Origin of the sequence: Lysinibacillus sp. NPDC093216 (assembly GCF_050280325.1) — a bacterium.
Classification (GTDB): Bacteria; Bacillota; Bacilli; order Bacillales_A; family Planococcaceae; genus Lysinibacillus.
Map to the genome: position 1 here is coordinate 49,730 of NZ_JBNNVB010000016.1, position 13,276 is coordinate 63,005.

A 13,276-nucleotide genomic window follows, 5' to 3' on the forward strand; every position below is an offset into this window, starting at 1 on the left:
TCCTCCTTCTTTTAAGCATGTGAGATAGGCCAATAATAGAAAACAAATGTGATAATTACGACAGCGATTCCACTTATGATTAAATAAGTAGGGTATCGTTTTGTAATTGCCATTTCTCGTTTCTCATTTTCTTCCATTGGTTGTTGATGAAGCATTCGTTGATATGAAACTTCTTCCTCGGTAATAACACCAAATTTAGAAACTACATACAGAGTAATAGAGCTAAGGATAAATCCTATAATTACTGGATGGAGGTAAATAGGTAACTTAATTAATGTACCGATCGCTTCTCCAGCAATTACTCCTAAAAAACCTGCAATAATGCTCCAGAAAGCACCAAGACTTGTTACAGTTTTTGAAAATACACTTGAAAAAGCAACAGGTCCCCATGATGCTGCAAAAAGAGTTGCTGCAAAATAGCCAATCCACATGACAGCAGGAGGTTGCCATATACCAATTATTAGAATGATAAGCGTCACCATAATCATTGAAATTCGACTAAAACTCAGTAGTTTCTGATCACTATATTTCTTCTTACTAAATGGTTGAATGATATCATTAGCGATACTACTACCGATAAGTTGTAAAAATGTTGCACATGATGAAAGAGCTGCTGCCATAATGCCGCTTACAATGATTACTCCAAGCCAAGAAGGGACAAGATGCATTGCTGCCCAAATAAATACTTTTTCCGTAGGGTGAATAGAGGAATTCACATTGTTGATCATCGCCATACTAGAATGTAAGAATATATAAATCGTAAAAATCGAAATAGTTGCCCAAACACCTGAACGAATGGCTACATGCTCATTTTTGGCCATTAAGTATCGACTGCTTTGCCATGGACTAATCGCTACTACAGAACCCCATACGAGTCCCATTATAACTGCCCATATTAATACATCAGTTGGCGACCCCATATAGGCGCCTGATCCGGTAACACCGTGCCAGCTAAAGATATTGGGTTTTTCTACATTATTAGCAGCTTTCATAATTGCAGCAGGGAAACCGCCAGTAGCTTTGATGATGAATGGAAAAGACACATAAGCTGCTAACGAGAAAATAAAGAACATGATCGTGTCATTAACCATTACACCTTTTGCACCTGACATTACCGTAAAGGAGGCGAAGACAATACACATAATCACAATAGCTATGGCATAAGGGATATTGAATATTTCGGACAATAGAAGAGATGAGCCTTGAGTAACTGCCACTAAGTATGCAGCAATACCAATAACTGTTGTAATCGCAGCAATTAAGCGAACTTTTCTTGAATTAAAGCGATTCCCGAAGTACTCAGGAACAGTAAGAGATTTACTTCTTCTTAAATAACGTCCAAAAAGAAAAACTCCAAATATATAACCACTTCCATTAAAAATTACTAGAATTAATAATGGAATCGGATAACCTTCATAAGAAAACCCGGCTTCCCCCATAAAAGATACAGTACTTAAAAAGGATGCCACTAACGTCCCTGTAACCATTAACGTTGATCCACTTCGACCAGATATATAAAAGTCTTCCGTATTTTTGACGTTTTTTGATAGTATTGCACCAATAGCAATATATAAAATAAACGATACAATGATCCCTATGATAAATACCATCGACTACACCGCCTTATCAACTTTTTTAGGTATAGTTGGTTGAGAAGCTAGCTGTTCCATTTTTTTTAAATAACTCCTTGTAATAAAGCCCAAAACAATAAGTGAACCTCCATAAGCTATTGTAAAAATAAATTCTCCCATTATAACCCCTCCTTTAGATAATAAATAAACCCCTTAGATAAGAAAAAGTGAAATAACGATTGTTTCCAATTCATGGTATAATTTAAGCAACACTTACAAAAATATTAAAATTTAAGTGTCGCTTAAAATATACAATATTCGAAATATTCAGTCAAGGAGGGTTTTTTATGAATAACCAATCATTAGGAGAGAATATTAGAAGAATTCGTAAAGAAAAACACTATACCATTGAAATAATCGCAAAGAAAACTGGATTAACAGCAAGCTTTATCAGCCAATTTGAGCGTGGTTTGACGGATGGCTCAGTTGCAACTATAAAAAAAATAGCAGATGCTTTAGATCTACCTGTTTCTGCACTATTTAGTGACAATGAAGTGGATCCACATATAATTGAGGATGTCTCGATCGTTCGTAAAGATAGACGAAAAAAAATGCCATATCCAAATGGAAAGTTAACGGACTACATGCTGACAACAGGAGAGGGAAAACTACAGGTTCTTTTATGTGAAGTAGAGCCGGGAGGATGCAGTGGTTCTCAGTATAATCATGCAGGTGATGAGGAATGTATTATAATTATAGAAGGGCAGATGGAAATTACCGTAGATACAAATACTTATATCTTAAATATTGGAGATACAATTAATTTTCCAAGTCATAGACACCATGCTTGGCGCAATATTGGAAAAGAAACTTTGAAGGTAATATGGATAATCACGCCTACTGGTTTCTAGGAGGGCAGACGATATAAACACCACTACCAATAATTTTCACTCAATCTACAAATAATTAAATAAAAACCAATTAAATATGATGTTGCACATTTAAAGTTCAACATCTTTGCGCAGTATAACTTCATGGATTAATGCAGAGCAAGTTACTTTAAGAAATGTGTTTTCGGTAGCTGTAGAACATACCTTCTTAACGGAAGGGATAATATGCTAAAAAACTTCCTGAGGTTGAACTAATTGAAACTAATTTGGAGCTAAATGTATCAGATAGAGGAGAAGAAGAGTTTGGTTCTACAGGTCTAAAATGATTAGTTGGTAGGGATAGTTGCTAAAGAAGTTGTGGACAACCTTAGATTTTTATAACAGTAAGATAAATTTAATTGTATAAATATTTCATACACTTCTTTCAATGCTAAAAGGGGGGAGTCCCATTCTATACCCCATTTAAACTAAATAATATTTTTTGAACCCTTGTCCCCATAGAAAAAACACCTCCAGATTGAGTATTTCAGGTTTAAATACCCGCTATTCAATGAAAGGTGTTTTTATTTGTCTCCTATAATTAGGTTAGTACGGTACGCTTTTGTAAGTGATCGAGTTTTTTATTGAATAGATATGACGAGTATCGAAAAGCTAAATATATTGTTTCTGATTTGACTTGCTATCAATTTTTATCACAATATTTCCTTATTAGTTTCGATGCTTGTGTTTGACTAATTTGTAAATCACTTGCCACTCTTCTAGAACTACCATACTTTTCATATGACTTTTTCACCATTTTTTCTTTCACAAAATCGATCGCTTCTCTCAACGTAGCAGGTGAATCTTGATGCACTTGTTCGATTTGACGGTACATTAACTCTGGTAAGTCCTCCACATCAATGACGTCATCGCTTATAATGACTAATCTTTCCATGACATTTTCGAGTTGTCGAATATTTCCTGGCCAAGAGTACTCCGTAAACAACTTTAAGCATTTTTCTGAAATAACTTTATTCGTTTCGTACATGACATTAAATTTATACAAAAATTTATACGTTAACGGAATGATATCCTCTTTTCTCTCTCTAAGTAACGGCAATTGAATATCGATCACATTTAAACGATAAAACAAATCTTCGCGGAACTGTTTTTTTTCTACCATTTCAATAAGCTTTTGATTCGTTGCTGCGATAATACGGACATTCACTTTTTTCTCTTTAGCACTACCAATCGGAATGAATATCTTATCTTGAATTACTCGAAGCAATTTTGCTTGAAGGGGTAAAGACAACTCTCCTATCTCATCTAAAAATAATGTGCCTTCTTCTGCTGATTCAATTAATCCGATTTTACCGCCCTTATTTGCACCCGTGAAAGATCCAGCACTATACCCAAATAATTCGGCTTCTAACAAATCTGCCGGAATCGCCGCACAATTAATGGTTAAGAATGGATGAGATTTACGATTGCTAGCATTATGAATATGCTGCGCAAGCACTCCCTTCCCAGTTCCTGATTCCCCTTGTATTAAGATCGTCGATTCGGTTTTTGCAACTCTCTGTGCTAATAGAAGCAATTTCTTTACCTTTTTATTATTTGTCATCATCTCCGATTCGATTATATTGGGTTCTCGATTAGGATCCATCTTATTTTGCTGCGTCAATTTTAGCATTTTATAGTTTTGCAATTCTCGGGCTGTCGTCACAATTAATTTAATTTCATTATCCTTATTTATTATAGGTATAGCAGATGTTAGCAATTCAGCACCTAAGATAGTAGTTTGTTTTATGAAGATGGGTCTTTTCTTTTCGTATACTTCAGGAAGTACAGACGGTGTCCAATACCCCTCGTTAAATAATTCATCGCTAAATCTTCCGATTACATCAGACTTCTTCAATCCGTAATGCCGCTCACATGCATTATTCACAAAAATAATTCGTCTATTTTCATCAAGAACAAAGATCTCATCCGACGAATAATCTAAAATTTGGAGCAATGCCTCCATTTCAAGATCAGTAGATAAACTAGCGAACATTTAAAAACCTCCCCCTCATTAAAATTGAGTCTAATAAAATTCAAATTGAGTCAATTTAAGTTCGTTCAATCATCAAGAGTTCACGCATTTCGATAACGAAACTAGCTAAACATCAAGCTTACTTAAAAGTGGCATGAAAATTGCTTTCTAAGTTTATGAATCGTTCATCAAGGACTTTTAAGTGAAGAGAGGATGTTGATGTGAATGAATAAATGATGTGCCTAAGTTTACTCTATAGGATATAGGAAGTAATGTAAATGTCTGATATTTATAATTACTCTAATTGCAAAAAACGGAGGTTTTTTTAATGAATGGATATTCCAAAATATATGATATTACTATAATTGGTGGAGGTCCCATTGGTTTATTCACCGCATTTTATGCTGGAATGCGACAAGCCTCCATCAATATTATTGAAAGTTTACCGCAACTTGGCGGACAGTTATCGGCACTTTATCCGGAAAAGTTTATTTATGATGTAGCAGGATTTCCTAAAGTAAGTGCGCAAAACCTTGTGAATAACCTCATCGAACAGATGAATCAGTTTAAAGTGGATCATTGTCTTGGCCAAACAGTCCAAACGATTTATAGACGCGACGATGGTGTTTTTGAACTTACGACAAATGAACAAACGCATTACTCAAAAACGATTATTATTACTGCTGGAAATGGTGCGTTCCAACCAAAAACAATGAAGTTGGAAAATGAAGAAACTTTCGTTGGAAAGAACTTGCATTATTTCGTTGACACGATTGAGAAGTTTGCTAATAAAGAAGTTGTAATATTCGGCGGCGGTGACTCTGCTGTTGATTGGGCGCTTATGTTAGAACCAATTGCAAAAAAAGTAACATTAGTTCATAGAAGAGATTCGTTTAAGGCACATGAGTATAGTGTTGATCTGTTAAAAAAATCACGTGTGGAAATCCTAACACCATATGTCCCAACAAAATTAATCGGAGACGTACAAATAGAGAAAGTCATCATTCAAAACAACAAAAGTGAAGAAACAATCGAATTAACGGTAGATGATGTTCTTGTAAACTACGGTTTCGTTTCTTCGCTAGGTCCGATAAAAAACTGGGGATTGGAGATCGAAAAAAATTCAATCGTTGTAAACTCGAAGATGGAAACAAATATTGAAGGGATCTACGCAGTAGGGGATATTTGTACGTACGAAGGAAAAGTAAAGCTAATTGTAACAGGATTTGGAGAGGCGCCGATTGCAGTCAATGAGGCGAAAATGTACGTTGATCCACAAGCAAAAAAACAAACACTTCATAGCACAAGCCTGATGGAGACAACATTTAAAGAGAAAGTAACAAACTAAAAATCATATGAGGAGGAAAAGATATGACAGTATATACGATGGTGGGCCGCGAAACATGTATAGCATGCGGCGCATGTTCTGAAAACGCTCCTCATTTATTTGACCATGATGAAGAAGGTCTTTCCTTTTCAGTACTTGATCTAAATGCTGGTAATACCGAGATCCACGAAGATTTTATAGAAGAATTAGAAATTGCAGTAGAGGAATGTCCAACAAATTCGATTAAAATCGCGACTGAACCGTTTACTATAAAAAATAAGACGTAATTTGAGTTAGGAAAAACTCACTTTCCCCATTTCTAAGCGTAAAAAAACTTCTCTGCCTTGATGCTATCGTCTTTTCGAAGTTGGTACAATAATTGCGATATAGAGCTATAGATATCAAAATGCTTTTTTTATAGGGAGGATGAAAGAACAATGACAATCAATACGTTTAGCAACAAAGCAAATGCGACTTTGTCTTACAAAAACTATGTGGAACAACAATACTTTGATGAAGAAAAAGAAAATATCTTTTCTAAAAAGTGGGTCTTCGTTGGCCATATGAGTCAATTAGAAAAAGTAGGCGATTTTTTCACTTTCGAAATTGCTGGAGAATCCATTATTGTTAGCAAAAACAACGATGGAAAAGTAAATGCCTTTTATAACATTTGCCCACACCGCGGTACACGTGTTGAAAAAAGCGCTTCCGGAAACAAAAAAGTATTTCTCTGTTCATACCATGGTTGGTCTTTCAAACTAAACGGAAAAGTAAATCGTGCACCAAATTTTGATAAAGATAGTTTAGGTGACCACAATTGCATGACACCTGTTAAGCTAGAAATTTACCAATCTCTCATTTTTGTAAACTTAGATCCAAACGCTAAATCGTTTCAATCCGAATATAGCGATCTAGTTGAAAGTCTTGATCAATATAAGTTTTTAAATGCTTTGAAGAGAATCCGAACGACTCAAAGGGTAATCGAAGCAAATTGGAAAGCAGTCGTTGACAATTATTTAGAGTGTGATCATTGTAAATTAGCGCACCCAGCATTTGCAAAAACATTTGATTTGGAAAACTACAATATCGACACGTTTAACACATACACTTGTCAATATTCTGAAATGAAACAAGGAGAAGAAGCAGATCCAGCATTTTTCTATTGGGTATGGCCTAACTTAATGATTAGCATTTATCCTGGTGAAGAAGGAAACATAACGACAAGCCAAATACTACCTATCTCACCAAACCAATCTTTGGCAATTTACAGCTACTATTTTAGTTCCGATAAAATTACGGATAAACAAGAAGAACTTATTAAATTTGTCGATCAAGTTCGTAAAGAAGACTTTGATCTCGTTGAATTATTGCAAACTGGGCTTCATACAAAGGCTTTTGATCATGGGATTTATTCACCAACTGAGCATGGCATAAAGCATTTCCACAAGCAGTACAAGGAAGCAATGGGCATTCCTGAATAATAATTTAAACTTGCTAATAAAAAGGAAAGTACATTTAAAAAAATGTTATAAATAACAGACTCTTTTAATCATTCCTAAATAATTGTAAAGAGAAAATGTAATGTAACAGGAGAAAACACATAGATGTGAGTATAAAAAACTCACTTGAGTTCTTATCTGTTCGAATACTATAAATCTTTGAATAAGTTATAAACAAAACGTTGAAGTTATGCAGTTTTTAAGAATTATGCAATACCTGCATTCTTTAGTACTAATAAACATAAATAATTTTATAAACAGTTAGGGAGGAAAGCAGATGACAGAACAGTTAAAGCTTTATATAAATGGAGAATGGATTGATTCAAGTAATCCTCAACTATTTGATGTAATTAATCCTGCAAATCAAGAAGTGATTGCTAAAGCCCCGAAAGCAACTAAAGAAGAGGTGGAACAAGCGATTAAAATTGCAAAAGCAACTTTTGAAAGTGGCGTTTGGTCTTCAAAAAATCCACAAGAAAGAGCTGCGATATTACTACAAATTGCTGACAAAATGGAAGAACATGCAGCTGAAATTGCTCAGTTAGAAACACAAAATAACGGAAAAGTGTTAAGGGAAGCAGAGGGTGATGTTGCCGACTCAATTAGCGCTTTTCGTTATTATGCAGGCCTTATTCAAAATCAAACAGGTGTAATATATGAAGCAATGGAAGATTTACAAACGATGATTGTGAAAGAACCAATGGGAGTAGCGGGGTTAATAGTTCCATGGAACTATCCATTGTTAATGGCGGTTTGGAAAGTAGCTCCAGCACTTGCGGCAGGAAATTCAATTATATTAAAGCCGGCTGAAATTACACCGATAACAGCTGTCAAACTGTTTCAGTTAATCGATGAAACAGATTTACCGAAAGGTGTTGCGCAATTAATCCTGGGTGGTGGAACCGTCGTTGGCCAGACGATTGCTGAAAGTGACGATGTGGATGTTGTCTCCTTTACAGGAAGCACAGGAGTTGGGCGTAGTATCATGCATGCGGCGACTGGAAACTTGAAGAAAGTATCATTAGAACTTGGCGGGAAATCCCCTAATATTATTTTTGATGATGCTGATTTCGAAACAGCTGTTGACTATGCTTTATTTGGAATCTTTTATGGTAGTGGACAAGTGTGTTCATCTGGAAGTCGAGTGTTAGTGCAAGAGGGAATTTACGATAAGTTTGTTGAAGAATACGTAAAACGCGCACAACAAATTAAAGTTGGCCCCGGACATGATGAAAGCTCAAAAGCGGGTGCAATAGTTAGCGAGAATCATATGAACAGCATTCTTGAATATATCCGTATCGGTCAAGAAGAAGGGGCTACATTGGCCTGCGGTGGTAATCGTATTGAGCGAGATGGGATGGAGAAAGGTTTCTTCATTGAACCAACGGTGTTTACCAATGTAACGAGCGATATGCGAATTGTTAAGGAAGAAATTTTTGGACCAGTTGTTGTGATTCAAAAGTTCAAAGATGAAGAAGAGGCTATTCGTCTTGCAAACGACTCTGATTATGGATTAGCTGGTGCGGTCTTTTCTACCGACAGTAATAAAGCATTACGTGTCATTCAGAAAGTTCGCTCTGGAATTACATGGGTGAATGCTTATCACCTCACAAACATTCAGGCACCATGGGGCGGCTACAAACATAGTGGAATAGGTCGTAGCATTGGCACTTATGGACTGGATGAGTATCAAGAAACAAAACAAATTAATATGAATTTAAACCCACAACCACTCCATTGGTTTGAGTGATACAAAGACAATATTAGCTAATTGGAAAGATAGAAATAATCAAACCAATGAGAACTAAAGGTTTTGGTAAGCGTTTACACAGATGAAGATGTATGGTAAAGAGCCAAAATCTTTCGTCGAAAATTGGAATAAGGGGGGAACGAAGGATGAATAGGAGAATTTGGTTATACTTTTTCAGTTTAATTCCTGCTATCGGGAGTTTAAGTGTAATAAATAAGATAGAACCATATGTTCTTGGCATGCCTTTCGTTTTGTTCTGGCTTTTATTGTGGGTCATCTTAACATCACTTTTCTTATACATCGTAAACATTCTAGATCCTGCTAACCATGAAGGAGAAGAGGACATTTGAATATATCACTTTTTATTACATTTGCAATTTTAATATTCGCTTGTTATTTAGGCGTTAGCGCAAGGAAAGGTAAAGAAATGAATATGGAGCAATGGGCTGTTGGGGGACGAAGCTTTGGCTCATTAACTATATTCTTTATCTTAGCGGGGGAAATGTTTACCACATTCACTTTCCTAGGCGCAAGTGGGATGGCTTATGGTGTTGGGATGCCTGCAGTATATGCATTTAACTGTTTCTATTTTATTGTTGCATATTGGATGTTACCACCGATTTGGAAGTATGCAAAGAAACATAATGTTATGTCGCAAGCAGATTTTTATGAGAAAAAATATAAGAGTGTAGGTCTTGGAGTTGTTGTTGCGATTATTGGTGTGATTGCATCTGTATCCTATTTAGTCATGCAATTTGTTGGTTTAGGAATTATTGTTTCGGCATCATCGTATGGGTCGATTTCATCAGGACTTGCTGTTGTGCTTAGTGGTTTATTAGTCACCGTATATGTAACAATTTCAGGGATGCACGGATCTGCCTGGACAGCGATATTCAAAGATATTTTAATTCTTGGAGTTATCATATTTATGGGCGTTTATTTTCCATTCCACTACTATGGTGGATTCAAACCGATGTTCCAAGCGATTGAGAGCGTACATCCAGAAATGCTCTTGTTTCCTGCTGAAGGATTGAGTATTACATGGTTTGTTACAACGTCGATTATGATAGCGTTAGCATTTTATCTTTTTCCACATATGCAAACGGGTGTTTTCTCTTCCAAAAGCGCGAAGGCCCTTCGTTGGAATGCTGCAAGTATGCCTATATATCAACTTATTATCGTATTTTCTGTTTTTATTGGGTTTGCTGCGGTTTTACAAGTGCCGGGTTTAAACGACCCAGACATGTCTATATTTAAGCTTGCACAGGGTGCATTTCCACCTTGGTTTGTCGGATTAGTTGGAGGGGCAGGAGCACTGGCGGCACTTGTTCCAAGCTCAATTGTATTACTGTCATCCGCTACACTTTTATCGAAAAACATTTTTAAAGTGTGGAGACCTAAAACAACCGACCAGCAACTTGGAAGATTAAGTCGTCTATTGGTACCCATCTTAGTCGTCATTGCTATATTTTTCGCTTTGAATGAATCGAAGTTGATTGGTTTAATTTACATTATGGTCTACAGCATTATTGTCCAGCTGTTCCCAGCACTTTTCTTTAGTCTTCTGAAAAAGAATCCGATTACCAAAATAGGTGCTTTCGCAGGGATGATTGTTGGAGTCATTCTAGTTATTTATTCGACAGTAACCGATACTACATTGGCGACGTTATATCCAAATCTTCCAAGTATGATCAAAGACTTTGATATGGGACTATTAATTATGATGATAAACTTTGTTGTCACATATGTAGTTGGCGTTAATACAGAGAAGAATTTTAATAAAGAAACAGATGGTAATTTAGAAAAATATCAACAAGTTAAAGGCTAATTAAAATTGACAGTCGCAATTAACTTGCAACTTGCCATATCAATAATAAAAAAATATGTATTATTGGGAGGAACACAATGAAGAAACTATTAGAGAAAATAGCTGTAGAGAAAAGCAAAAACTACCAAGAATACACTGTAGCCGATGCAATTGTAGAAGAATTAGTTGACGCTGGTGTTGAAGTACTATTTGGGATTGTGAGTATTCATAATATGCCGATTTATGATGCGATACTCAGAGATGGGAAAATCCGTATGGCGACATCGCGTGGTGAAAGCGGAGCTGTCAATATGGCAGATGCTTATTCGCGCGCAACTGGAAAACTAGGAGTTGTATTAACAAGCACGGGTGCTGGAGCTGGAAATGGTGCTGGTTCACTAACAGAAACTTGGAACTCTGGTACACCTCTTCTTCACATTACAGGCGAAGCGAATTCAAACTATATTGGAACGGATCAACGTTATATCCATGAATGTAAAGATCAATTGAAAATGATGGAAGGTGTGAATAAATCTGCTTTTTTATTGAAACGTCCAAAACTAATTAAACCATTCATGAGAAAAGCAATTAAAGATGCAGTAACTGTTCCGACTGGGCCAGTTACTGTTCAAATTCCTACTGATTTTCAGGCCATGATTATTCCAGAAAATAATCTAGTTAATGTAAAAACTGTTGAAGATTTAGAAGTACAAGTTACCTTACCAGAAGAAATTATTGAAAAAATCGCTGCCGCAAGACGCCCAGTGATTTGGGTAGGAGATGGAATTATTCACGCTGGCGCATCAGAAGAGTTAGTAACGCTAGTGAACAAAATTAAAGCAGGTGTCATTACAAGTGAATCAGGAAAAGGTGCTATTCCAGAAGATCACCCACTATGTATTGGAAACTTTGCATGGTTCCCACGTGTTGAGGAGCATGTAAGCAAAGCAGACTTACTTATTAGTGTTGGCGTTCGTTTCCGTGGCACTGAAACAAATGGTTGGTCTACTCCTATTCCGGAGAATCATATTAACATTGACTTGAATCCAGAAGCATTTAACCGTAATTTTGATACACAAGACTTTTTAATTGGTGATGCAAAAGCTGTATTAGCAGCAATTAATAAAGGTATAGCGGATGTAGAAATCACTCGAGATCTAACTTATACAGAAGAGATAAAAGAAGTTCGTGAGGGAGTTCGTGAAGATCTTCGAAGTACAATCGAGCCTTACGGTGAAATTGCTGAAATTATGAACGAGCAACTTCCACATGACACAATTTTAGTAACGGATGTTACAATTCCTGGTTATACTTGGGCGAACAAATTAGTTGATGTACATGAACCAAGAAATTACCTCTACATGACAGGTGGAGGAATTGGTCAAGGTTTACCAATGGCGATCGGTGCTAAAGTGGGTCAACCAGACAAACCGGTAGTACTTGTAGCTGGCGATGGCGGGTTTATGGTAAATGCTGGTGAGATGATTACAGCTGTACATGAAGATGCGCCAATAATTGTTCTGTTATTTGATGATGGAGGGTACGGTATCTTGAAGTATTATCAAGAGGCTGCTTATGGTAGAAAAACTGCTGTTGATTTGAAAAACCCGGACTTTGTTATGATGGCAAAATCTATGGGGTATGAAGCGGAAAAAGTAACTTCTGTGGAAGAGTTTGAAAAGGAATTAGCGAATGCTTTAGCTAGCAAAAAATCTTACATGGTTGTTGTTGATGTTGAGGCAGTTGGAATTCTTAATTATAAAGATTCCAATGAATATATCCGCTCTTTCCGTCCGCACAAATAAGCAAACAAAATGATGGGCATAAAGAGATCGTTTTCTATATATGGCTGTCTCCTTTTGCAAAGAATTGAACACTATGTGACCAAAAGTAATGAGGTAATAAAGGGGGATCCAAAATTAAGCAGCGATATAAACTCTATTCGTCTTGCAAACGACAATGATTATGGTTTAGCTGGTGCGGTCTTCTCTAGCAACAGTAATAAAGTATTACGTGTCAATCAGAAAGCTCGTTCAGGAATTACATGGATGAATGCTTATCACCTCACAAACATTCAGGCACCATGGGGCGGCTATAAACAAAGTGGAATAGGTCGTAATATTTACACATATGGACTGGATGAGTACCAAGAAACAAAACAAATTAATATGAATATAATCCCACAACCACTCCATTGGTTTGAGTGATACAAAGACAATATTAGCAAATTGGAGGGGAGAAATAATCAAACCAATGAGATTTTCTATTTATGATTCCCTTTGATTCATCGATAGAAAGTAGTTAAATATACGCCTGAAATAACTCTATGGAATTGTAAAAAATAAAAACTAGTGAGTTTATTTGTATTGTGGATACAAACGCTACGCCCGGGTTATAGACAATAGGACATCTTGGACG

General features: G+C 36.3%; 12 protein-coding genes. 9 read left to right on the plus strand and 3 right to left on the minus strand.

Annotation, left to right across the window (positions count from 1 at the left end; all coding sequences use genetic code 11):
* Window positions 1-11 precede the first annotated feature (11 nt).
* Both ACQKOG_RS17095 and ACQKOG_RS17100 read right to left on the minus strand, forming a co-directional pair.
* A complete protein-coding gene (locus ACQKOG_RS17095; protein WP_370076392.1) occupies window positions 12-1,610 on the minus strand; it encodes a sodium:solute symporter family protein in 1,599 nt (532 codons plus the stop codon).
* A 3-nt stretch (window positions 1,611-1,613) separates the two neighbouring features.
* Entirely contained in the window at window positions 1,614-1,751 is a 138-nt protein-coding gene (locus ACQKOG_RS17100; RefSeq protein WP_370076394.1) for a hypothetical protein, read from the minus strand.
* Window positions 1,752-1,918: 167 nt separating this feature from the next.
* Between ACQKOG_RS17100 and ACQKOG_RS17105 the strand changes: the two genes are divergently transcribed.
* Window positions 1,919-2,482 carry a helix-turn-helix domain-containing protein gene (locus ACQKOG_RS17105; protein WP_370076396.1) on the plus strand — a complete coding sequence of 188 codons (564 nt, stop codon included), beginning with the start codon at window positions 1,919-1,921 and terminating at the stop codon, window positions 2,480-2,482.
* 661 nt (window positions 2,483-3,143) lie between these two features.
* On the opposite strand, the gene ACQKOG_RS17110 is transcribed toward ACQKOG_RS17105, so the two are convergent.
* Window positions 3,144-4,496 (minus strand): sigma-54 interaction domain-containing protein, encoded by a 1,353-nt coding sequence (locus ACQKOG_RS17110; RefSeq protein ID WP_370076398.1) that lies wholly within the window; start codon window positions 4,494-4,496, stop codon window positions 3,144-3,146.
* A gap of 307 nt (window positions 4,497-4,803) precedes the next feature.
* Here ACQKOG_RS17110 and ACQKOG_RS17115 point away from each other — a divergent pair, with 307 nt between their 5' ends.
* The 8 genes from ACQKOG_RS17115 to ACQKOG_RS17150 all read left to right on the plus strand — a co-directional run bounded on the left by ACQKOG_RS17115 (window position 4,804) and on the right by ACQKOG_RS17150 (window position 13,065).
* Entirely contained in the window at window positions 4,804-5,823 is a 1,020-nt protein-coding gene (locus ACQKOG_RS17115) for an NAD(P)/FAD-dependent oxidoreductase (protein ID WP_370076400.1), read from the plus strand.
* 23 nt (window positions 5,824-5,846) lie between these two features.
* A complete protein-coding gene (locus ACQKOG_RS17120; RefSeq protein ID WP_427447540.1) occupies window positions 5,847-6,089 on the plus strand; it encodes a ferredoxin in 243 nt (80 codons plus the stop codon).
* Window positions 6,090-6,239: 150 nt separating this feature from the next.
* Window positions 6,240-7,283 carry an aromatic ring-hydroxylating oxygenase subunit alpha gene (locus tag ACQKOG_RS17125; RefSeq protein WP_427447542.1) on the plus strand — a complete coding sequence of 348 codons (1,044 nt, stop codon included), beginning with the start codon at window positions 6,240-6,242 and terminating at the stop codon, window positions 7,281-7,283.
* A gap of 295 nt (window positions 7,284-7,578) precedes the next feature.
* Complete coding sequence (locus tag ACQKOG_RS17130; RefSeq protein ID WP_370076406.1) at window positions 7,579-9,051, plus strand: aldehyde dehydrogenase family protein; 1,473 nt, start codon at window positions 7,579-7,581, stop codon at window positions 9,049-9,051.
* Between the two features lie 146 nt (window positions 9,052-9,197).
* Entirely contained in the window at window positions 9,198-9,401 is a 204-nt protein-coding gene (locus ACQKOG_RS17135; RefSeq protein WP_323645934.1) for a DUF3311 domain-containing protein, read from the plus strand.
* Entirely contained in the window at window positions 9,398-10,879 is a 1,482-nt protein-coding gene (locus tag ACQKOG_RS17140) for a sodium:solute symporter family protein (protein ID WP_427447545.1), read from the plus strand. The genes ACQKOG_RS17135 and ACQKOG_RS17140 overlap by 4 nt, the downstream gene beginning before the upstream one ends.
* 77 nt (window positions 10,880-10,956) lie before the next feature.
* Window positions 10,957-12,663: a thiamine pyrophosphate-binding protein gene (locus ACQKOG_RS17145; RefSeq protein WP_427447547.1), complete on the plus strand. Its 1,707-nt coding sequence runs from the start codon at window positions 10,957-10,959 to the stop codon at window positions 12,661-12,663.
* A gap of 54 nt (window positions 12,664-12,717) precedes the next feature.
* Window positions 12,718-13,065: an aldehyde dehydrogenase family protein gene (locus ACQKOG_RS17150; protein WP_427447549.1), complete on the plus strand. Its 348-nt coding sequence runs from the start codon at window positions 12,718-12,720 to the stop codon at window positions 13,063-13,065.
* Window positions 13,066-13,276: the final 211 nt, after the last annotated feature.

Excerpts from the sequence above, each read along its gene's own strand:
- ACQKOG_RS17135 (WP_323645934.1), top strand. The coding sequence starts at position 9,198 with ATGAATAGGAGAATTTGGTTATACTTTTTCAGTTTAATTCCTGCTATC.
- ACQKOG_RS17095 (WP_370076392.1), bottom strand. The coding sequence starts at position 1,610 with ATGGTATTTATCATAGGGATCATTGTATCGTTTATTTTATATATTGCT.
- ACQKOG_RS17110 (WP_370076398.1), bottom strand. The coding sequence starts at position 4,496 with ATGTTCGCTAGTTTATCTACTGATCTTGAAATGGAGGCATTGCTCCAA.
- ACQKOG_RS17100 (WP_370076394.1), bottom strand. The coding sequence starts at position 1,751 with ATGGGAGAATTTATTTTTACAATAGCTTATGGAGGTTCACTTATTGTT.
- ACQKOG_RS17145 (WP_427447547.1), top strand. The coding sequence starts at position 10,957 with ATGAAGAAACTATTAGAGAAAATAGCTGTAGAGAAAAGCAAAAACTAC.
- ACQKOG_RS17105 (WP_370076396.1), top strand. The coding sequence starts at position 1,919 with ATGAATAACCAATCATTAGGAGAGAATATTAGAAGAATTCGTAAAGAA.
- ACQKOG_RS17125 (WP_427447542.1), top strand. The coding sequence starts at position 6,240 with ATGACAATCAATACGTTTAGCAACAAAGCAAATGCGACTTTGTCTTAC.
- ACQKOG_RS17130 (WP_370076406.1), top strand. The coding sequence starts at position 7,579 with ATGACAGAACAGTTAAAGCTTTATATAAATGGAGAATGGATTGATTCA.
- ACQKOG_RS17115 (WP_370076400.1), top strand. The coding sequence starts at position 4,804 with ATGAATGGATATTCCAAAATATATGATATTACTATAATTGGTGGAGGT.
- ACQKOG_RS17120 (WP_427447540.1), top strand. The coding sequence starts at position 5,847 with ATGACAGTATATACGATGGTGGGCCGCGAAACATGTATAGCATGCGGC.